Here is a 25,122-nt window from a genome sequence, read left to right on the forward strand (position 1 = left end):
TTTCAACTAGAAAGGCTGCAGAAGGTACAATAACAACTGTTAATAATGCAATTGAAAAAGTATCTACTGAAAGAGCTAAGCTAGGAGCTGTTCAGAACAGATTAGAACATACAATCAACAACTTAAATACTTCATCTGAAAACTTAACTTCAGCTGAATCAAGAGTTAGAGATGTTGATATGGCTAAGGAAATGATGAACTTCTCTAAGAACAACATCCTTAACCAGGCTGCTCAGGCAATGCTTTCTCAAGCTAACCAACAGCCACAAAACGTTCTTCAATTATTAAGATAATTTTAGAATTAAATAAGTTTTTAAAGAACTGCCTGCTTATATGGCAGTTCTTTTTTGTGTGCTGCCAACAAAATTAAATCATATTCAAAAAATACTGGTAAATATAAAGAATGCATAAAAAATATCGAAAAGTATAAAGAATGCATAAAAAATATCGAAAAGTATGTTAGATATAAATGTAATAGATTAATGTATAAATAAAATTAAATGATGTGAGGTTTTATGAGTAATAATAAATTGCAAAAGAAGATTTTGGTTCCTCAATATGTTAGAAAGTTTCAATGTATAGCGGAAAGGTGTGAAGATAGCTGTTGCAAGGGGTGGCGTATTGAGATTGACCGCGCTACATATAAAAAATATAAGAATTTAAAAAGAGGTGAATTGTCTCTAAAAATTGATAAGTATGTTACAAGAAATAGAAATATGCGTACGAGTAACGATAGGTTTGCTAAAATTAAAATGATTAATGGAAAATGCCCTTTTCAAGATGAAAGTAAATTGTGTATGATCCAAAGTGGATTGGGGATAGATGGGTTATCGGTGGTGTGCAAAGTGTACCCAAGAATTATTAATCTGGTTGATGGGTGTTTTGAAAAGTCGTTAACAATGTCTTGCCCTGAAGCTGCTAAATTAGCGCTTCTTAATAAAGAAAAAATGCAATTTGATCAGTATACTGAGGAAATAGATATTGAGTATAATAATAAAAACATAAATACAAGAGAAGTAACTGGGAATGTGCTGGTGAAGTATATGTGGGATTTGAGAATCTTTGCAATATCTGTTTTACAGAATAGAGAATATTCAATTGAGCACAGGCTGATAATTTTGGGGTTATTGTGTGATAAGATTCAGAAAATGACTGATTGCGATAAAAATACGGATGTATTAAAAGTCATTGATCAATATGAAGGATACATAAAAAGTGGTATTTTGGTGGAGCTTATTGATGATATGCCTGTCAATTATACGGTTCAATTTAGATTTCTTAAAGAAATGGTAGATAAAAAACTCCTTATGGGAGTAAGCAGTGAAGAATATATGCAATATTTTGAGGAATTTTTGAGGGGTATTGGCTGCGTAGAAGGAGCAGAAGCTGAACTGGTAATTAATAATTATAAAAAGGCAATTGAAGAACAATATAAACCTTTTATGAAAATGAATTCTCATATATTAGAGAATTATTTGGTGAATTATGTATTTGCAATGGTGTTTCCGTACAGTTCTACTAGAAATCTATTTGATTCATACATGATGATAGTAATAAACTATAGTATGATTAAGATGCTGTTAGCTGGTGTGGCTTTATATAATGATGGTATTACTCCTCAAATAGCTACTGACATTATTCAAAAATTTTCCAAAGTAGTAGAGCATAGTAAAGAGTATCAATATACTATAGAAAGAAATATGTTAGAACATAAATACAATACTATGCCATATATGAGCGTTTTGTTAAAAAATTAAATAGCACAAGTATAAATGATTATTAAATAAATGGATTCGAATTGTTTGAATCCATTTATTTGTGGCAGAAAAATTGAAATTGCATAAATAAATTGATTAAGATATTGTTAAAGTATATAGAATTTATACCGATAAAATATACATGAGCGAATGTTGAATTTTGGGAGTGATAAAATGAGATTAAGTCATAACTTGGCATCTTTAAGTTTATATAGAAAATATAGCAAGGATTTAAAAGATGGATCAGTTGCTTTGGGTAGAATTACTTCGGGACAGAAGATAAATTCTTCAAAGGAAGGTGCTACTAAGATTGGTCAGAGTGAACTTTTAAGAGTTCAGATCAGAGGACTAGAAATGGCAAGAAGAAATACACAGGATGGAGCATCAATGATGCAGACTGTTGATGGGGCAATGGATTCTATTACAACTGCAATAAAGAGAATTAAAGAACTTTCAGTACAGGCGGCTAATGGTACAAATACTGATATAGATAAACAGTCAATACAGGAAGAAATAGATGCTATGAAGGCTCATATTAATACAACTGCCAAGAATACTGAATTTAATGGCGTAAAACTGCTTGATGATAAGTATTGTGATTCTATAGATAATCCATCTTATTATGATATGATGTCTGGAGCAAACGTTGGCGAAAATATCAAGATTCCAATGTATAAAGTTAATACTAGTACATTAACAGGAAAAGATGGCACACCTTTAGATAAAATAGATGTTATGGGGAGTCCTGAACAGTTACAGAAGAATCTAGACATAGCTGATGGAGCTCTCACTAAAGCGTTGCAGATTAGAAGTAAATATGGTGCGCTGCAACAGAGATTTGAAAGTGTTTCTGGGAATAATGAAGAATTTTCGGCAATATTACAAAATGCAGAAAGTTCTATAAGAGATGCTGATCTAGCTGAAGAAATGCTTAATTACTCTAAAAACGATATACTTATAAATGCTTCGATAGCAATGATGACACAGAGCAACAACTTACCGCAAGATGCACTAAAAATTTTAGAGAGAGTTAAATAAATATATACTTAAATTAAAAAACATGATATAATGTATTTATAAAAATCGAATAGGCAAAGTTAGAGAAATCTAATGGCGCAAAGCTATAGGGACTAAAGTGATAAACCATGTCAGCCAGTTACACAAATATGTTTTTTATAATGACATTATTTGATAATGTGGCTGCTCTGTATGAGCAGCTTTTTTACATTTATTTAATAAAACTTTAATAATTGAGAATATTCTAGCAAATTATGTGATAACTGTGGGAAAAACACATAATAATGTACTACTGTCGAAAAATGCGATATATTTAATACAAGAAATATGTTGGACAGTGTCGAAAATGTTTTTGGTTTTACTTTATTAATAAATGCATAATATTGACACATTATGGCATTAAGTGTAATGAGTTATTTTGGTTGTTTACTGTCTCGAAAAGAGGCAGTTTTTTTATTATATTATAGTTTTCGTTGCAGTTTTTGTAAAAACTTGCATGAAAAAAGTTCGAAAATATACAAAAAAGTTCCTAAATGTATTATAATAGAAATATGATTAAAATTTTATAATTATGCCTAAATCATTAAAGATATAGAAATTAAAGCTGTTACGGAGGTATATATGGGTATAGATAGAATCAATTCACAAGATTATACTTACAATTTGATAAAAAAAGGACTTAATGTAGCAAATTTAAGAGGACAAGTTATAGCTCATAACATGGCAAATATAAATACAAAAAACTTTAAAAGATCTAGTGTTTCTTTTGAAGATACATTAAAAGATGTAAGTAGCGAAATTGAGAATAAGGGTTATGTTGATGGTGCATCAAAGCTTGATTATGGACAAACTAAAGTGGTTCAAGATAATTCAACAAGCATGAGATCAGATGGAAACAATGTTGATCTTGAAGTTGAAAAAACAAATCAGGCAGCGAATACATTGATGTATAATGCGCTGATAACACAGGCTAATAATCAAATTAAAATGACACAGATGGTTATTAACGGAGGTAGATAGAAGTGAGTGGTTTATTTAGTGGAATGAGAATAAGTGCAAGTGGTCTTTCTGCTGAAAGACTTAGAATGGATACAATTACTTCAAACATAGCTAATGCAAGTACTAATGGATATGTTAGAAAAGTGGCTTCGTTTCAGCAGAATCTTACTGAGGCAGGAAAACTTAATGGAGTAAAGGCTGTTGCGATTAAAGAGGATAAAACTGATTTGAGAAAGCAATATGACCCTACTAACCCTGATGCAGATGAAGATGGTTATGTTACAGTGTCAAATGTGAATGTCCTTAATGAAATGGCAGATATGATTGCAGCTACAAGGTCATATGAGGCAAATGTAGATACATTAGATGCTCAGAAAAGCATGTTTAGTAAAACTTTAGAATTAGGAAAGTAGGAATGAATAAAAAATGATAGTTAATAGATTTGTACCAAGTTCTGAAATATTTAGTGCAATAAATACAAATAAGAATACAGAGCAAGTTGCTCAAAGCAATAGCTTTGGCCAGACATTAAAATCAAAACTTGATGATGTAAATGACAAAATAATTGATTCCAATACACTTACTAATAAGATGATATCTGGTGATGAAAATGTCAGCATAAATGATGTTATTCTTTCAACAGAAGAAGCTAAGATGTCTTTACAATTAGCTGTTCAGGTTAGAAACAAATTAGTTGAAGCCTACCAGGAAATATCTAAAATTCAGTTATAATTAAGGGGGCTTTTTAATGGACAAGCTTAAGGAAAAGATGAAAGCTATTTGGGATAAAGTAAAAGCGTTAAAAAAACCAGTGAAAATAGTTTTAATAGTAGCTATATCTGCTTTAATAATAGGAATAGTTTCACTTATTATCAGTAGCAGTAAGAATAAGTATAGTGTGTTATTTTCAAATCTTGAAGACAAAGATGCACAGACTGTAGTTTCAAAATTAAAGTCTGACAAGATAGATTATAAAGTTGAAGGAAATAAAATACTTGTTCCGACATCGTCTGTAAGCGAATTGAGACTTCAGTTGGCTCCTGAAATTACAGGTGGAAGCAGTGGATATGAGCTTATGGATTCACAAAGTTCATTTGGTATGACAGATGAAGAATTTAAAATTAAAAAGCAGAGAATGCTTGAAGGTGAACTTGAAAAGTCAATAAAGAGTTTTTCGGAAGTTGAAACAGCAAGAGTACATATTACAGAAGCTAATGATTCTGTCTTTGTTACAGATAAAACTCCTGGTAAAGCAGCAGTAACAATAAAACTTAAGGATGGTAAGGAACTTACTAAAAATCAAGTTAAGTCAATAATGTCTTTAGTGTCAGGGGCAACTAAGAATATTCCAAAATCTAATGTTGAAGTTGTTGATGATAAGATGAAGCTGTTATCACAAGGATTATATACTGAGAATAGCGATGGAACATCAACAGCAGAAGTAGCAGATTCTGAATCGGTTGATAAGCAGAGAGTGCTTGAAACAAACTACGAAAGTAAACTTGAAAAGAGCATTAATGAACTATTAGAACCTGTTTTAGGAAAAGATAAGATAAAAGCAAAAGTGAATGTTGATCTTGATTTCGATTCTACGCAGAAAACTGTAGTGACTCCTGATCCTAATAAAGTAATTAAGAGTCAGAAAACAATAAGAGATAAGAATAATGCTGGAACAACATCTACAACAGAAAGTCCAGTAGACAATAATATGAGCAATACTATTAATGATACGAATGCTAATAATGGAAATTCGCAAAGAGATGAACAGGATACGCAATATGAAGTAGGAAAGACAGAAATTAAGACAATAAGTGCACCAGGTGAAGTCAAGAGAGTGACAGCATCAGTAGTTGTTGATGGAACACTTGATCAGACAACAACACAGGCAATACAGGATTTAGTATCTTCTGCAATTGGATATAAGCAGGAAAGAGGAGATCAGATAAGCGTTGCTGGTATGGCATTTGATCAGTCTGCGAAGGAAGAACTTAAAAAGCAGGTTGAACAGATGAATGCAGACGAAGAGAAGGCTAAGAAGACTAGACTTTACACAATCCTTGGAATAGTAGGAGCGGTTTTATTAATCTTAATTATAGGAACAGTAATATTCCTTGTTAAGAAAAATAAAAACGAAGAAGATGAATACGAAGAGGAAATGGAAAGTACTATAGATACAGTAATAGGTGATGATTTGGAAAAGGAAAAAGCTAAGTTCAAATCAATTGATTTTGATAATGACACAGAAGAAAGTCATGTTGAAGAAGAAATTAAAAAGTATGCCAAAGAGAAACCAGATCAGGTTGTCGATGTAATTAAGTCTTGGTTAAATGAAAGTGAGAGGTGATAAATAACTATGCCTAAGGATAATAAAAAATTAACTGGAGTGCAGAAGGCAGCTTTATTATTTATTACTCTAGGGCCAGAAGCATCTGCTCCTATATTAAAGAAACTTCCTGAAAATGAAATACAGAAGATTACTTATGAAATAGCTAATATTTCATCAGTAAGTTCAGAAGAAAGAAAATCTATTCTTGATGAATTCCTTGTTATAAACCAGGCAAGGGATTACATCAAGGAAGGTGGACTTGATTATGCAAAGGTACTTTTAGGAAAAGCATTAGGCAAGCAGAAGGCTGATGAGATACTTGAAAAAGTAACAGAAGCTACTCAGCAGTATAGACCTTTTTCTATAGCAAGAAAGGCAGATGCGCATCAATTATTAAATGTAATATCTAATGAGCACCCTCAGACTATAGCACTTATATTATGCTATTTACAGCCAGATAAGGCTGCACAGGTAATAGCTGAATTTCCAGAAGACCTGCAAAGTGATGTGGCATATAGACTTGCAACAATGAGCAATACATCACCAATGGTAATTAAGGAAATAGAGAAAGTACTTGAAGAAAAACTTTCAAGCGTTGTCAGAACAGAAACTACTGAAATTGGGGGAGTTGAAACGCTTGTTGGAATACTCAACCAAGTTGATAGAACTACTGAAAAGAACATTACTGAAGGTCTTGAAAGAGAAGATGCTGAACTTGCAGATAAAGTTAAGAGTTCAATGTTCGTATTTGAAGATATCATTCTTCTTGATGATGTATCTATTCAGAGAATTCTTAGAGAAGTGGAAACTAAAGACTTATCACTTGCTCTTAAGGGATGTTCAGAAGAAGTTGCAAATTGCGTATTTAGAAATCAATCTAAGAGAGCTGCAGCTTCATTAAAAGAAGATATGGAATTCCTTGGACCAGTAAGAATGATGGATGTAGAAAAGGCTCAGCAGATGATTGTAGGTATAATCAGAAGATTAGACGATGCTGGTGAAATCATAATTTCAAGAGGTGGAGAAGATGCAATCATCGTATAGTGTTATAAAAAGTAACAGTGTTCTTCAAGGTGAAGAAAAAACCATTATGACACAATATAATAGAAAGATTGACTTTGAAGATGCAGATGAGGTATTACAACAGGATATGGAAAGTACTCCTGAAGTAATAGCTAGATATAGACAGATGGGTGAGGATATAGTCAATGATGCTAAAGTACAAAGAGACAGTATTATAAATGCAGCTAATATAAATGCAGTCCAGATAGAAAAAGATGCTTATGAAAAGGGCTATTCACAAGGTAAACAGAATGGCTATGAAGATGGATATAAAGAAGCATATGATAAGAATATTGAGGCGGCCAAAGCACAGGCAGCTGACATAGTCAGTCAAGCAATGAACATACTTAATAATGCTAATAATGATTATGAGGAATATTTAAAAGAAAAAACACAGGAAATAATTCATTTATCAATAAAAATAGCAGAAGCAGTGCTTAAAACTAAGCTTGAAGTTCCAGATGGAATTAGTGACATGGTAAGGAAGGCTATAGAAGGTGCAGAAAATACTAAAACATTTATTATCAGATGCAATGAAGTTCATGTTGATGAATTAAAAGCTAAAGTTGATAAGTGGAAAGTTATATATGCTATTGAAGGAAATATTTTTGTAATTGGTGATGAAACTATTTCTCCAGGCAATGCTGTAATCGAAAGAGATAACGGCAGAACAGAAGTTGGTATACAGACAGGATTAGACAAGATTAAAGAAGCAATATTGTAGTGGTGGTATTATGATAAATATTGATTATTCAAAATTGGAAAAGAAGATCAGTGAAACTAATACAGTTTTTACTGAAGGAAAAGTTACAAAAGTTATAGGGTTGACAATTGAAGCAGAAGGTATCAAATCTTTTGTAGGTGAATTGTGTACTATATATAATGAAATGAATAATTCAATAAAATGTGAGGTTGTAGGATTTAGAGATAACGCTGTACTTCTTATGCCACTTGGTGAACTTGTAGGTATATCTCCAGGATGCAGAGTTGTTCCTGAAAACAAGCCACTTAGCGTAAGATGCAGCGATGAACTTCTTGGTAAAATCATTGATGGTCTTGGCAATCCTCTAGATGGAAGTAAAATTCAGTTTGGCGAAGATTATAATCTTGACAATGATCCACCTGATCCTATGAAGAGAAAGAGAATTAAGGAAATCATGCCTACAGGCTTAAGAGCAATAGATGCATTCTTAACATGTGGTGAAGGGCAGAGACTTGGTATATTTGCTGGTAGTGGTGTTGGTAAGAGTACAACTTTAGGTATGATTGCCAGAGAAGCAAAAGCTGATGTTAATGTAATTTCGCTGATTGGAGAAAGAGGAAGAGAAGTACTTGACTTCATAGAAAAAGATCTTGGACCTGAAGGGATGAAAAGGTCAGTAGTTGTTTGCGCAACATCTGATAAGCCTGCACTTATTAGGCTCAAGGGAGCACTTACTGCAACTGCTATAGCAGAGTACTTCAGAGACCAGGGCAAGAAAGTAATTCTTATGATGGACTCAGTTACAAGATTTGCAATGGCTCAGAGAGAAATTGGACTTGCAATAGGAGAACCTCCTGCAACAAAGGGATACACTCCTTCAGTTTTTGCAAAGCTACCAAGACTTTTGGAGAGATCAGGAACATCTGAAAAAGGTTCTATAACAGCATTTTATACAGTACTTGTTGATGGTGATGATTTTAATGAACCAATTGCAGATGCGGTAAGAGGTATACTTGATGGACATATAGTCCTTTCAAGAGCGTTGGCTCATAAGAATCACTATCCTGCAATTGATGTTTTAAACTCAGTATCAAGACTTATGCCAAGCATAGCACCAGAGGAACATAAGAATGCAGCATCAGAAGCAAGAGATCTTTTAGCAACATATAAAGAGTCAGAAGATCTTATTAATATCGGTGCTTATGCAAAAGGAAGTAATAAGAAAATAGATAAAGCAATTAACTTCAATGATTCTCTTAATAACTTCTTAAAGCAGAAAATTGACGAAAAGGCACCATACGAAAAGACCATTGAAACTTTGACTAGCATGTTTAGGTGATAAATTATGGCTAATAGATTTAAATTTGATTTGCAGAAAGTCCTTGAAATAAGGGAAGATAAAGAAAAAGAAAGCGTAAGGCTTTTTAAAGACAGTCAGGAGGCTGTCATCAATGCAGAAAGTGAATTGAGAAATCTTAATGAAAAATATGATGAGTACAAGATTATAAGAAAAAATGAAAGTGCTGCTTTTCAGAAGATTAAAAGAAATTATATTAATTCATTAGCAGGAGTCATTAAACAGAAGGAAAAAGAACTTTTAGTTAAAAAAAATGACCTTGAAAGAAGAAGAAGAGATCTTCTTGAAAAACAGAAAGAAAAGAAGACAGTCGAAATTATCAAGAATAAAAGATATGATCAGTTTATTAAGGAAGAAAACAGAAAAGAGCAGGTAGTCCTAGATGAGCTTGCACTTTATTCATACTTTAAGAAAGAATAAAATGGATTATTGAAAGGAGGTGAATAATATGAACATGAACAGTATAAATACTTCAGATGTATCTATAAAAGATTCTTCAGTAAAATCATCTGTAAAGAACGATTCAAAATCAGATTCTTTATCAAAAAGCTTCAGCAACGTTTTACAAAATACTTCTATGCAGAATAACACAAAAGCTGCAAATACTAAAGATCTAAAAAGAGACAGCAAATCATATGTGAAAAATAATACTAAGACTGTTGATAAGGAAAGTACAGATGATGTAAAGAAGATGACTACAGATTCAAAGGGAAGTGTCTCTAAAGAAGATGGTAGTAAAAGCATGAAGATTGACAAAACTGCTGTTAAGAACGAAAAAATGTCTGATAAGGATAAAAAAGTAGTCGATGATGCAGTAAAAGAAATAATATCACTGCTTTCAAGTCTATTAAATACAAGCGATATCAAGCAGACTTTAAATATTGAAACTACTGATTCAGAAACAGATAATAATCAATTATTATGTTTGATTTCAGGAGAGCAGAAAAATTCTTTAAAGAACCTTATAATGAGTCTAATAAAGAATGGTTCTGATAGTAAGGAAAATCATGAATCGTTAAAGCTATTAATGGTAGATAATAAAGATATTGCAAGCCTTATACAGTCAAATGATAAAACTGGTATTATTGATATATTAATTAAGGCAGTATCTGAAAGTCTTAATAATACATTGTCTGATAACAACAGTAAGGCTGTTATAGATGAAAATATCTTAAATGATTTTAAGAATCTACTAAATGAAATTAAAGCTTCTTCACAAGCTGAAACAAAAGAAAAGATTGAACAGATTTTAAGTAGAATTGCAGATAAAGTTGGAATTCTCGAAGCTATTAAAGAAAAGCTATCTCAGAAGGCTGACAATCATTTAGAGATGTCTGCTCATCTTGATAAAGTAAAAGAAGCTGTAGTAGAATCTAGGCAGCTTGATAAAGTAAAAGAAGCTGTAGTAGAATCTAGGCAGCAAATTAGTGCAAAACATGAAGCTGCATCAGATAATAATTCATCAGCTGATTATCAGGATAATAGTAATGACAGCGAGATATTAAACAAGCTTTTAGATAATAAGACAGATGATAAGTTATCAGCAATTGCTAATAGAGTTACTGGAGATTTCAAACAGGTTTCACACTTAGTAAAAGTACAGGAAGCGCCATCAATAAATAGAGCAACAATTAACGAAGATATAATAAAGTCAGTTAAGTTTATGCAGAACAACAGCATCAAAGAATTAACTGTTAAAGTTAATCCAGGAACTTTAGGCGAAATAACAATAAGAATGGTTGCTGAAGGAGATACTCTAAAGGCAAATATTCATACTGCAAATAAAGAAACTTATAATCTGATTAATTCCCAGGAAATAAAAAATGTCTTAAATACTGAAAATATTAAGGTAACTGAAGTTAATATATCATTATATAACGAAGATACTACTTTCTTCAGGGAAAATGGTGATTTCAGTGGAGAGTTGTCAAAACAGAATAATAAGCATGGCAACAGAGAAAATGATAATTATAATAATGGAATGTATGCTTCAGATGATGATGAAACTCAGGAAGATGAAAAGCCAGGAATAGCAAGATTAAATATATTTGTTTAAAAGAAAGGAGATAATATGTCAACATTAGCAGAGATTTATAATAATCAAAAATCTAGCGATGTGTCTCGAACTGATAGAGGTACAAAGATAGTTAAAGCAGGATCAGATATGGATAAGAATGCTTTCTTAAAGATATTATCAGCACAGCTTTGTAATCAGGATCCAACTCAGAATGTAGACTCAACTCAGTATGTTACTCAGCTTGCACAGTTTACTACAATGGAACAACTTCACAATCTTAACTCAACAATGACAGATCAGGCACATTACTCATTAGTTGGTAAGGGATGTACAGTGAGGGCTACAGATTCAAATGGAATACCTTATACTGGAATCATTCAGTCAATAAGCAAATCAGGTACCACTACAAATATTCACATGATAGTAAATGAAAATAATGAAAATATAGAAAAGACATTTGATATCTCAGATATTATTTCTGTAGTAACAGTCCCAGACTACTCATTATCAGGAATAACAAGTATAAATGGAAATACTTCATTCTTACTTGGAACTTCATTTATCGGAAAGAATGTTGAACTTAGCGATAAAGATAGCAGCAATAACTATCTTACTGGAAATGTTTTAGGAGTAATCAAAGAAAATGGAGTAATAAAGGCTAGAGTTAAACTTGATTCAACTAAAGAGATAATATCAGTTACTATGGATAAGATAACTAAAGTTGGAGATTTTGATGGAAAAAATAGCAGTACTTCAGAAAGTAAAGAAGAAAGTTAGTAAGTACTATGAGTTACAGGATAATTAATGGACAAGTTTATGCTGTAAATAACTACGGAGTTACTACTACACAAAAAAAAATTCATCAAAATCAAAATGCAGGAAGTTCTTTCAGTGATGTATTAAACAAGAAAATTGGAAAACAGAATGCAGGTTATACTATATCAAATCATGCTGCACAAAGACTTAACGGAGTAGAGTTTACAAAGGAAGATTTTAATTCTATACAAAGTGGGTTGAATAAAGCAAGAATGAAGGGGTCAAAAAATACATTAATGCTTTATAAAGATATGGCAATTGTAGCCAGTGTAGAAAACAATACGATAATAACAGCTGTGGATAAAGACAGGGCAAAAGAAAATGTATTTACAAACATTGATAGTGTTGTAATACTGTAAAAACTAAAAGAGCCGGACCTAATTTTAGGAAGCTCTAGGTTCTGTGGAATGACAGAAACAGAACAATTTAAAAAATGGAGGTCAATATATTATGTTAAGATCAATGTATTCAGGTATTTCAGGAATGAAAGCCAATCAGACTAAACTAGATGTTATAGGTAATAATATTTCAAATGTTGGAACAACAGCATTTAAGGCTTCAACAGCTAAGTTTAAAGATATGTTATCTCAGAATATAAATGGTGCTACAGCACCAACATCATCACAAGGTGGTAGAAATGCTTCTCAGGTTGGACTTGGTGTTCAGCTTTCAAGTATAGATACTATAATGACACAGGGAAATCTTCAGACAACAAACAGATCACTTGATGTTGCTATTGATGATGGTTGTGGTAATCAGTTTCTTATGGTAAGCAAAGGACCAGAAATACATAAAGATACTACACTAGAAGTAAGTCATAAGGCTGGTTCTCATGGAATATCAGATCAGTCATTATCAAGCTCAGGTTCAGAAATTATGTACACTAGAGACGGTAGTTTTATATTAGATAGAGATGGAAATCTCCTTACATCAGATGGATACAGAGTGCTTGGATACTCATTAACTAATGATGATAATACACAGTTACCAACAGGATCATCTTCAGCAACTGTAAGTGCTGCTGGTATGGACTTCAGATTTGGACCAGGTTCTCAGCTTAATGGATACAAAGTGGTGCTTGGAAATATTGGTAAAGGTACTGCTACTGATGCAACAATAGATAAAGCAGAAAAGAAGATAATAATCCATGGAGATTTTTCTAGTGATTCATCATTAAAGCCTGAACAACTAACAGCTGCAATCAACAAACAACTATCTGCAGCAGGAATTTCTCAGAGAGTTGATGTTTCAGGAGACGTTCCAAGATATGAAGGACTTGCTACTGAAAGTATAAGTGGTGGATCAAATGCAACAGCACCTAATTCAATAAGTATAATGGGTGTACCATTTAAGTTCTCTGAAGGAAGTGAGCTTAATGATTATACAATTCAAATAGGAAAGATTAATGATAGCAGAACTACTGCTAAAGTTGATAAAAACGAAAAAACAATTACTATCAATGGTAACTTTGTTGAAGCAGGGGCTACTACTGCAGATAATTTACAAGATGCAGTAAATGCAGCATTAAGAAGTGAAGGTATAAAGCAGACTGTAAAATGTACTGGGATAGTATCTAAAATTTCTGGTCTATCAGCTACAGCTAATACTTCAGGAACAAATTATGCTGAACCAAAAGAGGCAACTGGAGCTAATGACTTTAAAGTAACATTTAGTAAAGTAGCTGGTGGAGAAAAGGGAGCTGTATTAAATGGATATTCAATATCATTTGCTGTAGATAGTACTGTAACAGATGCCGATAATTTCACAGTTTCTGTAAATAAGCAGTCTAAGACAATTCAGATAAAAGCTAAAGATGCTACTATAGATGAAGGAAAATTAGCTCAGGTAATCAATGATAAATTAGGAGAAGACATCACAAGTCATGTTAAGATAGATACTATTACTATTCCTAAGGATGGTTCTGTTACTCCTCCAAAGCTTACAAACAGTTCTGTGAAGGTAGCAGACGGAGTAAACTTATCAGCTCCTGATACAGTATCAGTTGGTGGAATTGGTTTATCATTCCCTAAGGGTACAATGTATAACGGTGTAGAAGTACAGATAGTAGATATTGACTCAAAGACAATAGACGCAGAAATAGTACCAACAGGTACAAAACCTAATGCAAAGGTAAGCAAGATAATGATCAAAGGAAACTTTAAGGATCAGGATGTTGATATTGATGTTCTTCAACAGAAAATTAATGATAGAATTAAGGAGAAAGCTAATGATTTAGATCTTCATCTTTTAAGCAATGGTGAATTAGCAGATGCTGATAAGATAAATTTATCAGGTTCTGCGAAACCAATATCAGGACTTTCTTCTTCAGCTATAATGGGGGGACAGGATAATGCAACTCCAGTGGCTGCAGGATCAGTTTTGGGTATGAGTTTTAAATTTTCAGAAGGTTCTGCTTTAAATGGCTATACTATTAAAGTAGGTAATATAAGTGCTGGAACTCAGACATCTGCAGATGTTGATACAACAGGTAAGACAATAACAATAAACGGAGATTTTGTTACAGCAGGAAGAGTTACACTTAATGGTGTTAAGAGTGCAATAAACCTTGCATTACAAAACAAAGGAATAGACCAGACAGTTAAGGAAGTAACAGGTAACATAACTCAGATGAATAACGTTGAAAGTATTTCAACTACTGGCGGTACTCCAATTCAAAGTATTAACGAAAATGGAACTATATCATTTGTTAATGGGGCACTTGATGTAAGAGCTTATGATGGAAACCTTAAGACATTAAAGATTCCAGATTCAGTAGTAGATCCTGCAACTGGTGAAACATTAAAAGTTCAGTCTTTTACAATAGAAAAATCAGGAGTTATCAAGTGTAAACTTGAAGGTGGTGCAACTGCAGCAGTTGGACAGATTGCTCTTGCAAGCTTTAAGAATGCAGAAGGTCTTACTAAAAATGGAAACAACTTATACAGTCAGTCAGCTAACTCAGGTGCAGCTATAATTAAAGCTGGTATAGGAACTGCTGGTGACGATAACTCTGGTGCTTTTGGTAACATTGAACAGAGTATGCTTGAAGTTTCAAATGTTGATCTTGCTGAACAGTTCACTGAAATGATTACGACAACAAGATCATTCCAGGCAAGTAGTAAGATGATTAATACAGGTGATGAAATCCTACAGGATATAATCAACCTTAAGAGATAATTAATTTAATATTAGGACCAATAATTGCAATGATCATTGAAATCTGATCATTGTACATGACGGTCCTATGTTATATAGAGCTATTCAACTCCATTATATGGTTGTGGTTGTATATAACATTAAGATATTAATAATAAATAATAACTGATGTTAGAACAAAAGAATTATGAAGATTTAATTGTACAGATATAGGAGGAGTAATATGATTGAGGTTACAGGGCTTGACAATAAAGAGTTTGTACTAAATGCTGAACATATTGAGAAGATAGAGGAGGTACCAGAAACCGTCATAACTCTGGTAAATAATAAAAAATATTTAGTGCTTGAAACAGCAGATGAAGTAGTTAGAAAAGTAATTCAATATAAAAATAAAATTTATACAATGAAGTTATAGGTGGTGGATACAATGAAAAAAACAGATTCGTTAACTTTTATAGGTATAGTAGTCGGTCTTGGGTTGATGGGGAATGCCATGATGGGAGGACAAGGCCTTAAGATCTTTTTTGATATTCCATCAATCTTTATTACAGTAGGTGGATCTTTTGCTGCTTTACTTATTACATATAGTATTGATGATATTAAAGTAATGGGAAAAGCATTATCAAAATCATTTAATTTATCTGCAGATTCAGGAAAAGATATAGTTTTAAAGTTTGGTGAAATATCTAAAAAAGCAAGAAGAGAGGGACTTTTATCATTGGAAGATGATATAAATCAAATAGATGATGCTTTTTTGAAAAAAGGACTTCAAATGGTTGTTGATGGTATAGAACCTGAAACAATACGAGAAATATTAGAACTTGAAATTGATGAAACTGAAGCACGTCATAGTGCTGCATCTAATATGTTTAAGACATGGGGCGCATATGCGCCTGGTTTTGGTATGATTGGTACACTTATAGGGCTTATACAGATGCTTTCAGCAGATATGTCTGATGCAGCAACAATAGCATCAGGTATGTCAAAAGCACTTATTACTACATTTTATGGATCACTTATGGCGAATTTCATGCTTAATCCTTTTGCACAGAACTTATCAATTAAGAGTGAGAAAGAGTCAAATATAAGACAAATGATGCTGGAAGGTATATTAGCTGTTCAATCAGGTGTAAATCCTAGAATAGTTGAAGAAAAACTTATGACTTATTTATCACCAAAAGAGAGATTAGAAATACAAAGTTCAAATGCTAGTGGTGAAGGAGTGAGTCAGAATGCCTAGGAGAAAGAAAAAAGATAGTGGCGATGAACTTCGTGGAGATGAGTGGCTAGGTACATATTCAGACTGTGTTACTTTATTATTAACATTCTTCATTCTTCTTTATACAACTGCCAGCACTGATACTTCAAAGTTAAAAGCTTTAAGTAGGGCGATGCAGAATGTATTTTCTGGTAATGACGCTAATTCTATATTAGAAGATAATCTTTATAGCGGCAAAGTGCCAATAGTTGGAGAAGATGGGGATTCAACTGAGGCTGAAACAGTAAATGCTAAAGATCAGATGTATGAAAAAGTAACTAAGTTTGTAAAGGAAAATTCATTAGCAAATGATGTTGATGTTAAGAAAGATGCAAGAGGAGTATCACTTCTATTAAAAGATACTATACTATTTGAATCAGGCAAAGCAGACCTTCTGCCAGACTCAATACCTATTTTGAACCAGATATCTTCCTTAATAAGCACTATGCCTAATAAAATCATTATAGAAGGGCATACAGATAATCTTCCAATTAATACTTATAAATTCGAAAATAACTGGTATCTTTCTTCATTTAGAGCGACTAATGTGCTTAGATATTTTGTGGAAACAAAGGGGCTTACTCCTAACAGATTCTCATCTGAGGGATGTGGAGAGTATAGGCCATTAGTACCTAATAATTCACCTGAAAACAGAGCTAAAAATAGAAGAGTAAATATTCTTATACTAACAAGTAATGAGGAGTGATAATATGGCAAAGAAAGAAAACAATGCAGAAAAATCTAGTGGTGGAAATAGTAAAAATCTTATAATTATTATCTTAGTTGTAATAATAGTTGCTTTAGGAGCAGGTGGTGGAGTATATATATTAACTCAGAAAAAGGCTCCAGCTACTGCTGTAGAAAAGGAAGTAAAAAATATTGCATATTTTGATTTAGGAGAATATTTATTAAATCTTAAAGGAGATACTAAAGTAAACAAGTATTTAAAGACTACAGTTAACATCAGTTATGATGGAGATAATAAAGATCTTGTAACAGAATTAGAAAGCCAGAAACCAGCAATAAGAGGGGTAGGGCTTGAATTCTTACAATCTAAATCTTCTGAGGATTTCATACCAGCGTCTAAGTCTAGTGGTGAACATAATATTGATGTTACTAAAAAGGCTCTTATAACTGAGTTAAATAAGAAAATAACTAAGGGTAGGATAATTGATGTATATTTCCAAGATTTAATTATTCAATAGAGGAAAGATAATGTTTTACTTAGTATTGAAATTTACGTTTTCGTTAATAGTAATCCTTCTGATGATTTATATTCTTGCTAAGCTTGCAAATAAACAAAAAGGTACTCTTGGAGCTGGTAAGCAGATAAAGGTGCTTGATAGAACTCAGATTTCAAAGGATAGTTATATTGTTATCGTAAAAATTAGAAATAAGGGATATGTGATTTCATATGCTGCTGGAAAGTCAGATATTATTGATGAGCTTTCTGAAGATGATATATGTGCAATAGAGCAGGATATTGAAAATGCAAGACAGGAAATGCTAAATAAATATAATGATGCAGCTAATCTAATAATGAAAAAGCTGCATCTAAAAAAATAAAGGAAAGATATTTATGAAGAAAAAATGGAGAGTGTTGATATTAACACTACTGATTGTTGTTTCGGCAGGAGTAGTTTTTACTGTAATGACCAAGACGGCAAGTGCAGCGCCAACAACAGGTAGCAGCTCAACGTCAGTGCTGCCCAATGTAAATATTTCAGTAGATGGTAAACAGGCCACAGCAAAAGATTATGTTTCAGATATAAAACTACTTATATTGATGACTATTCTTACTTTACTACCATCTTTTCTGATAATGATGACATCATTTACGAGAATAGTAGTAACGTTTTCGTTTTTGAAAAGTGCAATTGGTGCACAACAGGCTATACCAAATCAGATACTTATAGGTTTGGCGTTATTTTTAACAATATTCATAATGAAGCCTGTTTATACTGAAATTAATACTAATGCTTTTCAGCCTTATATGGAAAGCAAGATATCACAAGAAGAAGCTATAGAAAGAGGTAGCAAGCCATTAAGAACCTTTATGCTTAAGCAGACAAGGGAAAAAGATCTTAAGCTATTTCTTGAAGCAGGAAAGTATGACCAGAGCAAGTTAACAAAAGATAATATACCAATGAGTGTTGTTGTACCAGCTTTTGCGATAAGTGAATTGAAAACAGCATTTGAGATAGGTTTTTTGATTTACTTACCATTTCTTGTTATAGATATGGTTGTGGCGAGTGTACTTATGTCAATGGGGATGTTTATGTTACCTCCAGCAATGGTTTCATTACCATTTAAACTATTATTATTTGTAATGGTTGATGGATGGTATTTACTGGTAAAGACACTTGTTGCAAGTTTTATGTGAGGTGATAGTAATGTCAGAAAGTATGATAATAGGAATAATAAAAGATGCTATGATAGTAGCATTAAAGGTATCAGGTCCGTTTTTAATAGTTGGACTTCTTGTTGGACTAATAATAAGTATATTTCAGGCATCTACACAGATACAGGAGCAAACTTTAACATTTGTTCCAAAGCTAGTTGCAATTGCTGCTGTAGGTTTATTTTTAGGAAGTTTTATGCTTCATACTTTAATGGCTTTTACAGAAAGAATTTTCAACATAATAGCTAATCTTACTCATTAGGAGGAAAGAAGTTGGTAAATACATTATATTTCTTAGCAATATTTCTTGTATTTCTAAGGATGTCGACTTTTTTTATGGTAATACCATCATTCTTTGCAAAAGGAATACCTAATACATTTAAAATATTTTTTGTAATGATATTATCGTATATATTAATAAATACTGTAGACTATAATTCAGTAAGTTTAATAAATAATACATATATGCTTGTAATGTATTGCATAAATGAAGTTGTTACAGGACTTACTTTAGGATTTGTTACATCAATAATTTTTTATGTGATGAGTTTAGCAGGATCGTTAATGGATATACATATTGGACTTTCAATGTTGTCAATGTATGATCCGAATACACAAAGTACAAATACCTTGTTTGCAAAACTAATTAACTGGATTGCAATAATAATATTTTTTGTTACTGATGTACATCATGTTGTTATTGGTCAGCTTGTTCAAAGTTATTCTGTCGTAAAGATGGGCAAAAGCATAATTTATCAGGAGACAATAAGCGCAGTATTTAATGATTTTACTCAGTATTTTATTATTGGAATAAAGATAGCACTGCCAATTACTTTTATAATACTGATGACAGATGTGGTACTTGGTCTTATTTCAAGAACTGTTCCTCAGATACAGGTTATGATTTTAGGTATGCCGATAAAAATACTTGTAGGAGTTATAAGTGTAATAGTCGGACTTCCTGTAATAATTAATTTTATAGTTTCAGCATTTAATAATATTCCTGATGCATTTAAAGGAATATATAATGCGATGCCGATGGTTATGCCTCTGTTTTTTATATTTGCATCAGATGATAAGACAGAAGAGGCAACACCTAAAAAATTAAGCGATGCAAGAAAAAAAGGACAAGTAGCCAGAAGTAAAGACTTAGGACTTGCAATTACACTGGCTGCATGTACAGTTGTAATTCTTGTTTTAGGCGGCTCTATTGCAAAGGTATTAAGAGATACTCTTGTATATTATTTATCGAAGAATTTTAAGACAGATTTTAGTGAATTATTTATTTCACATGAAATTATGACTGCAATGCTCCAGATGGCAAAAGCATTTTTACCAATGGCACTGATAATCATGGTTTCAGGAATAATAGCCAGCATAATTCAGACAGGATTCATGTTTACGAAAGAAGGACTTAAACCTTCATTTTCAAAACTGAATCCCATAAACGGCTTAAAGAATATGTTCTCTATGAGAAGTCTAGTAGACCTTATTAAAAACCTTGCCGTAGTAAGTGTAGTCAGCTATGTAGGTTACTTATTCATTAAGGAAAACTATTATACAATTTTGCAGTTCGGTAATGTTTATATGCCTGATATAGGCAAGGAAATGCAGACTCTTGTTGTAGATATCTTCAAGCAGATAACGCTTGTCATAGTAGTAATAGCTATACTTGATTTTGTTTATCAGAAATTTAAGTACAAAAAAGATATGAAGATGACAAAAGAAGAAGTTAAAGAAGAGTACAAACAATCTGAAGGTGATCCTCAGATAAAATCTAAGATAAAGCAGAAGCAGAGGGAAATTGCATCAAGAAGAATGATGCAGGCTGTTCCAGATGCTACAGTAGTAATAACTAACCCAACTCATTACGCAGTAGCTCTTAAATACACTGAAGGACAGATGGAGTCACCAAAGGTTGTTGCCAAAGGTGCAGATTTTGTAGCACTTAAGATAAAGGAGAAAGCACAGGAAAGTGAAGTACCTATTATTGAAAATAAGCCTCTTGCAAGACTTATTTATGATAAGGTCGAAATAGATGAAGAAATTCCACAGGAAATGTATCAGGCAGTAGCAGAAGTGCTTGCTATTGTTTTTAAGATGCAGAATAAACATTAGAGAGGAGAAAAAAGAGTGTTTAATAAGAACAGATTGAATATAAAAGCAAATCAGGACATCATAATAGCAATTGGTATATTATTTATAGTATTAATGATGATTATTCCAATGCCTGCGCTTATGCTTGATATACTATTGGCTTTAAATTTAACTATGGCTGTTGTTATATTCTTGATGACAGTATTCACAACTAATGTATTACAGATGTCAGTATTTCCTACTCTATTGTTGATTACAACTTTATTTAGGCTGGCACTTAACGTATCGTCAACAAGACTGATACTTTTAAACGGAAGCGCTGGTCAGATAATACAGGCATTTGGTGACTTCGTTATTGGTGGTAATTACGTAGTCGGTATAATTATTTTCTTAATTCTTGTAATTGTTCAGCTTATAGTTGTTACAAACGGTTCAGGAAGAGTAGCAGAAGTATCAGCAAGATTTACACTGGATGCAATGCCAGGAAAGCAGATGAGTATAGATGCCGATCTTAACTCAGGACTTATAGATGAACCTACTGCTAAAAGAAAAAGAGCAGACCTTCAGCAGGAAGCAGATTTCTATGGAGCCATGGATGGTGCGTCTAAGTTCGTAAAAGGTGATGCGACAGTTGGTATTCTTATCACATTTGTAAACATAATAGGTGGTCTTATTATTGGAATGACGCAGCTTGGAATGACAGCTTCAGTTGCTGCGGCTACATATACAAAGCTTACAGTCGGTGATGGTCTTATGGGACAGATACCTTCATTATTAATCTCTACAGCATCAGGTATTCTAGTTACAAGAAATGGTGAAGGAGAAAACTTAGGAAGTACTCTTGCAAGACAGCTTACAGGATTCCCTAAGGTTTTAGGAATTGCTTCAGCAGCATTATTTTTCTTAGCAGTTATACCTGGTATGCCGAAGTTCCCATTCATTGCATGTGCTGTGGGGGCTGGCGGATTGTCTTATGTATTATATAAGACTGAACAGGAAAAGATTGAAATGGAACAGGTCCAGCATGAAGAAGCTGTCATTGAAAATGAAAGCAAGGAACCTGAAAATGTACTTAATCTTATATCAGTTGAAGCTATTGAAATCGAGATTGGATACGGTCTGATACCGCTGGCAGATGAATCAGCTGGTGGAGATTTACTGCAGAGAATTTCTTCGGTAAGAAGACAGTGTGCTATTGAAATGGGTATAGTTGTACAGCCTATAAGAATAAGAGATAACCTGCAGCTTAAGAATAATGAGTATGTAGTTAAGATAAGAGGTACTCAGATAGTATCATCTGAACTTATGCCTAATATGCTTTTATGTATGGATCCAAGTGGAGAAAATGCTGAAATATCAGGTATCAAGACAGTTGAACCTACATTTGGTTTAGCAGCAGTATGGATCAATAAGGACCAGAGAGAAGATGCTGAAATTAAGGGATTAACAGTAGTTGACCCAACAACAGTTATGGTAACTCACCTTACTGAAACAATAAAAGCTCATTCATATGAATTACTTGGCAGACAGGAAGTTAAGGATATTGTTGATAATACAAAGCAAAAATACAGTGCTGTTGTTGAAGAACTTATTCCTGATTTAATGTCTATAGGTGAAATACAAAAGGTATTACAGAATCTTTTAAGAGAAAAGGTTCCAATAAAAGATATCGTAACAATATTTGAATCATTAGCTGATAATTCAAGAAATACTAAGGATATTGAAGTGTTGACTGAATATGTAAGATATGCGCTTGCAAGAACGATATGCAATCAAATTATAAATGAAGATAGGGCAGTTACTGTAGTAACCCTTACAACAGACCTAGAAGAATTAATAGCTTCAAATCTTCAGAAGTCAGTACATGGATCATTCCCAGCAATAGATCCTGAAACTACAAGCAGGATATTTGAAAGTATTAAAGGTGTTACAGAGTCAGTTTTCTTCTATAATAATCAGCCAGTTATATTAGTATCACCAAATATAAGACCGGCATTTAGAAAATTGATAGAGATGGCATTCCCACATATTATGGTTGTTTCATTGAATGAAATACCTAATGATGTAGAAATTAGAAATGAGGGAGTTGTAGGTATATAATGTTGATCAAAAGGTATATTGTTAATAATATGAATGAAGCCATGGTAAGAATAAGATATGAGCTTGGCAGTAATGCTATAATAATCAGTCAGAGAAAAGTAAGAAAGCCTGGAATCAAGGGATTATTTGCTTCAAAGATGATTGAAGTAACAGCTGCAGTTGAAAATTCAGAAAAACCACAAAGCCTCAATGTTAATAAGAATAATGCACTTCAAAATAAAGTTCAGGAAATACTTAAGAATAAGCCTGTTCAGAGAAAGTCTGAAGTAAGCAATATTGAAGTGCCTAAACAGAGAACTGTAATTGAAGAAAAGAAAGAAGCTTCAGCATTTAAAAAAGACAATATAGAAACATCTGAACTTATAAAAGAAATGAAAGATATGAAAAACATTATCGAAAAGATGGCTCATAAAGAAGACATTATTGAAATATCAGAATCAGAAAAACAGATAACTAAAATTCTTGAAGACAATGATTATGATAATGATGTTATTCAGTGGATGGTAGCAGAATACAAGAATAAGTTTGATGATAATGATGAGAATTATATAGATAACTTAAAAAGTATAATTCGTGACAAGATAGATATAGAAAATGTTGAAATCAACGGCAAGATGATACTTGTTGGACCTACAGGTGTAGGAAAGACTACAACAATAGCCAAGCTTGCTGGAAAACTTGCACTTATTGATAAGAAGAAGGTAGGATTAATTACTATTGATACATATAGAATAGGTGCAGTTGAACAGTTGAAGACATATGCAGAGATAATGAATATTCCTTTTAAAGTAGTAATAACATTAAAAGATATGGATGAAGCTATGGAAGAGTTTAAAGACTGCGATGTTATTCTTATTGATACAACAGGGAGAAGCAGTAAGAATACAATGCAGATTTCTGAATTAAGAGCATTTGTTGATAAGGTGAAAACAGACAATATAAGTCTTGTAATAAGTTCTACAACAAAAAACAGAGATATAGAACCAATAATAAATGGTTTTAAATCTTTAAACTACAGAAATGTAATAATAACTAAGCTAGATGAAACTACAGTTTATGGTTCAATCATAAATATATTATTTAAATGCAATAAGCCAGTTAAATTCTTTACTATAGGACAGAATGTACCAGATGATATAAAATTACTTTCAAAAGAAAAGATTATAGATTTATCATTGGGAGAGGATAACATATGTTAGATCAAGCACAGAAATTAAGACAGTTAGCTGAAAATCAAGGAGAGTATAAAAAGAAGGCTAAGATAATAACAATAACGTCAGGCAAAGGCGGTGTGGGCAAGAGTAACATTGTTGTCAATATTGCCATACAGCTTAGAAAGATGGGTAAAAGTGTACTTGTCTTTGATGCAGATATCGGTATGGGCAATGATGATGTACTTATGGGTATATACCCTAAGTACAACATGTTCAGCGTAATTTCCAATGATATGGACATAATGGATGTTATCTGTGATGGACCTGAAGGAATAAAACTTCTTTCAGGAGGATCAGGACTTAATAAAATTGAAGACTTAAAAGAAGAAGAGCGAAAAGTATTTCTTGATAAACTTGAAAGCCTAGATGAATTTGATTATATCCTGATGGATACAGGAGCAGGGATTAATAGAAGTGTATTAGCATTTATTGCATGCTGTGATGAACTTATTTTAGTCACAACTCCAGAGCCTACTTCCCTTACAGATGGATACAGTCTACTAAAGGCTGTGGATCATTTTAATATTAAGAAAAATGCTAGTATTATTATTAACAAGACTTTAGAAAATGATGAAGGTATTGAGACGTTTTCAAAATTTAAGGGTGTGGTACAAAGATTCTTAAATTTAGAGATAAATTATTTAGGTCAGATTTTTGAGGATAAAAAACTTGTGCAGGCAGTAAGAAGCCAGGTCCCTTTCTCAATTAAGTATCCAAACTGCAGTGCGAGCAAGTGTATTATAGATATAGCCGATAATTTGGTAGGAATAAAAGGTGAAAATAATCACAGTGGAGCTACTGGTTTATTCAAAAAGATATTTAACATTTTTTCTTAAGGAGGA

26 protein-coding genes and 1 riboswitch are annotated in these 25,122 nt (G+C 32.6%); all 26 genes read left to right on the forward strand.

The features are described 5' to 3' along the window. Positions 1-293, forward strand: a 293-nt coding sequence (locus tag FYJ33_RS06565; protein WP_268891449.1) for a flagellin, incomplete at its 5' end; no start/stop codon positions are given. A gap of 222 nt (positions 294-515) precedes the next feature. Next, a complete protein-coding gene (fliB, locus tag FYJ33_RS06570) occupies positions 516-1,757 on the forward strand; it encodes a flagellin lysine-N-methylase (protein WP_154530951.1) in 1,242 nt (413 codons plus the stop codon). Between the two features lie 174 nt (positions 1,758-1,931). Beyond that, on the forward strand, positions 1,932-2,795 hold the full coding sequence (locus tag FYJ33_RS06575) for a flagellin (protein ID WP_206046631.1): 864 nt from the start codon (positions 1,932-1,934) through the stop codon (positions 2,793-2,795). A 42-nt stretch (positions 2,796-2,837) separates the two neighbouring features. Then, a riboswitch (cyclic di-GMP riboswitch) is annotated at positions 2,838-2,921 on the forward strand. A 474-nt stretch (positions 2,922-3,395) separates the two neighbouring features. After that, complete coding sequence (gene flgB, locus FYJ33_RS06580) at positions 3,396-3,794, forward strand: flagellar basal body rod protein FlgB (RefSeq protein ID WP_154530953.1); 399 nt, start codon at positions 3,396-3,398, stop codon at positions 3,792-3,794. Between the two features lie 23 nt (positions 3,795-3,817). Then, complete coding sequence (gene flgC / locus FYJ33_RS06585) at positions 3,818-4,186, forward strand: flagellar basal body rod protein FlgC (RefSeq protein WP_154531049.1); 369 nt, start codon at positions 3,818-3,820, stop codon at positions 4,184-4,186. Between the two features lie 13 nt (positions 4,187-4,199). After that, complete coding sequence (gene fliE / locus FYJ33_RS06590; RefSeq protein ID WP_154530954.1) at positions 4,200-4,505, forward strand: flagellar hook-basal body complex protein FliE; 306 nt, start codon at positions 4,200-4,202, stop codon at positions 4,503-4,505. A 16-nt stretch (positions 4,506-4,521) separates the two neighbouring features. Next, complete coding sequence (gene fliF / locus FYJ33_RS06595; protein WP_154530955.1) at positions 4,522-6,117, forward strand: flagellar basal-body MS-ring/collar protein FliF; 1,596 nt, start codon at positions 4,522-4,524, stop codon at positions 6,115-6,117. 9 nt (positions 6,118-6,126) lie between these two features. Next, positions 6,127-7,143 carry a flagellar motor switch protein FliG gene (gene fliG / locus FYJ33_RS06600; protein ID WP_154530956.1) on the forward strand — a complete coding sequence of 339 codons (1,017 nt, stop codon included), beginning with the start codon at positions 6,127-6,129 and terminating at the stop codon, positions 7,141-7,143. Then, complete coding sequence (locus FYJ33_RS06605) at positions 7,127-7,885, forward strand: FliH/SctL family protein (protein WP_154530957.1); 759 nt, start codon at positions 7,127-7,129, stop codon at positions 7,883-7,885. The genes fliG and FYJ33_RS06605 overlap by 17 nt, the downstream gene beginning before the upstream one ends. Before the next feature lie 10 nt (positions 7,886-7,895). Further along, complete coding sequence (gene fliI / locus FYJ33_RS06610) at positions 7,896-9,203, forward strand: flagellar protein export ATPase FliI (protein ID WP_154530958.1); 1,308 nt, start codon at positions 7,896-7,898, stop codon at positions 9,201-9,203. Between the two features lie 6 nt (positions 9,204-9,209). Beyond that, positions 9,210-9,641 carry a flagellar export protein FliJ gene (gene fliJ / locus FYJ33_RS06615; protein WP_154530959.1) on the forward strand — a complete coding sequence of 144 codons (432 nt, stop codon included), beginning with the start codon at positions 9,210-9,212 and terminating at the stop codon, positions 9,639-9,641. A 28-nt stretch (positions 9,642-9,669) separates the two neighbouring features. Beyond that, complete coding sequence (locus FYJ33_RS06620; protein WP_154530960.1) at positions 9,670-11,277, forward strand: flagellar hook-length control protein FliK; 1,608 nt, start codon at positions 9,670-9,672, stop codon at positions 11,275-11,277. A 15-nt stretch (positions 11,278-11,292) separates the two neighbouring features. Then, positions 11,293-12,015: a flagellar hook assembly protein FlgD gene (locus FYJ33_RS06625; RefSeq protein WP_154530961.1), complete on the forward strand. Its 723-nt coding sequence runs from the start codon at positions 11,293-11,295 to the stop codon at positions 12,013-12,015. Between the two features lie 8 nt (positions 12,016-12,023). Then, a complete protein-coding gene (locus tag FYJ33_RS06630) occupies positions 12,024-12,413 on the forward strand; it encodes a TIGR02530 family flagellar biosynthesis protein (RefSeq protein WP_154530962.1) in 390 nt (129 codons plus the stop codon). 91 nt (positions 12,414-12,504) lie between these two features. Continuing rightward, positions 12,505-15,231: a flagellar hook-basal body complex protein gene (locus FYJ33_RS06635; protein WP_154530963.1), complete on the forward strand. Its 2,727-nt coding sequence runs from the start codon at positions 12,505-12,507 to the stop codon at positions 15,229-15,231. A gap of 202 nt (positions 15,232-15,433) precedes the next feature. Continuing rightward, the gene (locus FYJ33_RS06640) at positions 15,434-15,625 is read left to right on the forward strand and encodes a flagellar FlbD family protein (protein WP_154530964.1); all 192 of its coding nucleotides are present in this window, start codon (positions 15,434-15,436) and stop codon (positions 15,623-15,625) included. A 12-nt stretch (positions 15,626-15,637) separates the two neighbouring features. Then, a complete protein-coding gene (locus FYJ33_RS06645) occupies positions 15,638-16,450 on the forward strand; it encodes a motility protein A (RefSeq protein WP_154530965.1) in 813 nt (270 codons plus the stop codon). Continuing rightward, entirely contained in the window at positions 16,443-17,174 is a 732-nt protein-coding gene (locus tag FYJ33_RS06650) for an OmpA family protein (RefSeq protein WP_154530966.1), read from the forward strand. Before FYJ33_RS06645 ends, FYJ33_RS06650 begins: the two co-directional genes overlap by 8 nt. A gap of 4 nt (positions 17,175-17,178) precedes the next feature. Beyond that, positions 17,179-17,673 (forward strand): flagellar basal body-associated FliL family protein, encoded by a 495-nt coding sequence (locus FYJ33_RS06655; RefSeq protein WP_206046632.1) that lies wholly within the window; start codon positions 17,179-17,181, stop codon positions 17,671-17,673. Between the two features lie 10 nt (positions 17,674-17,683). Continuing rightward, complete coding sequence (locus FYJ33_RS06660) at positions 17,684-18,034, forward strand: flagellar biosynthetic protein FliO (protein WP_154530968.1); 351 nt, start codon at positions 17,684-17,686, stop codon at positions 18,032-18,034. A gap of 13 nt (positions 18,035-18,047) precedes the next feature. Then, complete coding sequence (gene fliP / locus FYJ33_RS06665; protein ID WP_154530969.1) at positions 18,048-18,851, forward strand: flagellar type III secretion system pore protein FliP; 804 nt, start codon at positions 18,048-18,050, stop codon at positions 18,849-18,851. A gap of 10 nt (positions 18,852-18,861) precedes the next feature. Further along, positions 18,862-19,131, forward strand: a complete 270-nt coding sequence (gene fliQ / locus FYJ33_RS06670; RefSeq protein ID WP_154530970.1) for a flagellar biosynthesis protein FliQ — start codon at positions 18,862-18,864, stop codon at positions 19,129-19,131. Positions 19,132-19,142: 11 nt separating this feature from the next. Next, complete coding sequence (locus tag FYJ33_RS06675; protein WP_154530971.1) at positions 19,143-20,987, forward strand: fused FliR family export protein/FlhB family type III secretion system protein; 1,845 nt, start codon at positions 19,143-19,145, stop codon at positions 20,985-20,987. 15 nt (positions 20,988-21,002) lie between these two features. After that, positions 21,003-23,066, forward strand: a complete 2,064-nt coding sequence (flhA, locus tag FYJ33_RS06680; protein WP_328598661.1) for a flagellar biosynthesis protein FlhA — start codon at positions 21,003-21,005, stop codon at positions 23,064-23,066. Next, positions 23,066-24,265 (forward strand): flagellar biosynthesis protein FlhF, encoded by a 1,200-nt coding sequence (flhF, locus tag FYJ33_RS06685; protein ID WP_154530972.1) that lies wholly within the window; start codon positions 23,066-23,068, stop codon positions 24,263-24,265. The genes flhA and flhF overlap by 1 nt, the downstream gene beginning before the upstream one ends. After that, a complete protein-coding gene (locus FYJ33_RS06690) occupies positions 24,259-25,116 on the forward strand; it encodes a MinD/ParA family protein (RefSeq protein WP_154530973.1) in 858 nt (285 codons plus the stop codon). Before flhF ends, FYJ33_RS06690 begins: the two co-directional genes overlap by 7 nt. The last annotated feature ends 6 nt before the right edge of the window (positions 25,117-25,122 follow it).

Source organism: Inconstantimicrobium porci (assembly GCF_009696465.1).
Classification (GTDB): domain Bacteria; phylum Bacillota; class Clostridia; order Clostridiales; family Clostridiaceae; genus Inconstantimicrobium; species Inconstantimicrobium porci.

What these genes read in the sequence shown, in the direction of transcription:
- flgB (WP_154530953.1), top strand. Translation starts at nt 3,396, where the DNA reads ATGGGTATAGATAGAATCAATTCACAAGATTATACTTACAATTTGATA.
- fliP (WP_154530969.1), top strand. Translation starts at nt 18,048, where the DNA reads ATGAAGAAAAAATGGAGAGTGTTGATATTAACACTACTGATTGTTGTT.
- FYJ33_RS06660 (WP_154530968.1), top strand. Translation starts at nt 17,684, where the DNA reads ATGTTTTACTTAGTATTGAAATTTACGTTTTCGTTAATAGTAATCCTT.
- fliF (WP_154530955.1), top strand. Translation starts at nt 4,522, where the DNA reads ATGGACAAGCTTAAGGAAAAGATGAAAGCTATTTGGGATAAAGTAAAA.
- FYJ33_RS06620 (WP_154530960.1), top strand. Translation starts at nt 9,670, where the DNA reads ATGAACATGAACAGTATAAATACTTCAGATGTATCTATAAAAGATTCT.
- FYJ33_RS06655 (WP_206046632.1), top strand. Translation starts at nt 17,179, where the DNA reads ATGGCAAAGAAAGAAAACAATGCAGAAAAATCTAGTGGTGGAAATAGT.
- fliB (WP_154530951.1), top strand. Translation starts at nt 516, where the DNA reads ATGAGTAATAATAAATTGCAAAAGAAGATTTTGGTTCCTCAATATGTT.
- FYJ33_RS06645 (WP_154530965.1), top strand. Translation starts at nt 15,638, where the DNA reads ATGAAAAAAACAGATTCGTTAACTTTTATAGGTATAGTAGTCGGTCTT.
- fliI (WP_154530958.1), top strand. Translation starts at nt 7,896, where the DNA reads ATGATAAATATTGATTATTCAAAATTGGAAAAGAAGATCAGTGAAACT.
- FYJ33_RS06650 (WP_154530966.1), top strand. Translation starts at nt 16,443, where the DNA reads ATGCCTAGGAGAAAGAAAAAAGATAGTGGCGATGAACTTCGTGGAGAT.
- FYJ33_RS06605 (WP_154530957.1), top strand. Translation starts at nt 7,127, where the DNA reads ATGCAATCATCGTATAGTGTTATAAAAAGTAACAGTGTTCTTCAAGGT.
- FYJ33_RS06625 (WP_154530961.1), top strand. Translation starts at nt 11,293, where the DNA reads ATGTCAACATTAGCAGAGATTTATAATAATCAAAAATCTAGCGATGTG.
- FYJ33_RS06575 (WP_206046631.1), top strand. Translation starts at nt 1,932, where the DNA reads ATGAGATTAAGTCATAACTTGGCATCTTTAAGTTTATATAGAAAATAT.
- FYJ33_RS06640 (WP_154530964.1), top strand. Translation starts at nt 15,434, where the DNA reads ATGATTGAGGTTACAGGGCTTGACAATAAAGAGTTTGTACTAAATGCT.
- flgC (WP_154531049.1), top strand. Translation starts at nt 3,818, where the DNA reads ATGAGAATAAGTGCAAGTGGTCTTTCTGCTGAAAGACTTAGAATGGAT.
- fliE (WP_154530954.1), top strand. Translation starts at nt 4,200, where the DNA reads ATGATAGTTAATAGATTTGTACCAAGTTCTGAAATATTTAGTGCAATA.
- flhF (WP_154530972.1), top strand. Translation starts at nt 23,066, where the DNA reads ATGTTGATCAAAAGGTATATTGTTAATAATATGAATGAAGCCATGGTA.
- fliQ (WP_154530970.1), top strand. Translation starts at nt 18,862, where the DNA reads ATGTCAGAAAGTATGATAATAGGAATAATAAAAGATGCTATGATAGTA.
- FYJ33_RS06635 (WP_154530963.1), top strand. Translation starts at nt 12,505, where the DNA reads ATGTTAAGATCAATGTATTCAGGTATTTCAGGAATGAAAGCCAATCAG.
- FYJ33_RS06630 (WP_154530962.1), top strand. Translation starts at nt 12,024, where the DNA reads ATGAGTTACAGGATAATTAATGGACAAGTTTATGCTGTAAATAACTAC.
- fliJ (WP_154530959.1), top strand. Translation starts at nt 9,210, where the DNA reads ATGGCTAATAGATTTAAATTTGATTTGCAGAAAGTCCTTGAAATAAGG.
- fliG (WP_154530956.1), top strand. Translation starts at nt 6,127, where the DNA reads ATGCCTAAGGATAATAAAAAATTAACTGGAGTGCAGAAGGCAGCTTTA.
- FYJ33_RS06690 (WP_154530973.1), top strand. Translation starts at nt 24,259, where the DNA reads ATGTTAGATCAAGCACAGAAATTAAGACAGTTAGCTGAAAATCAAGGA.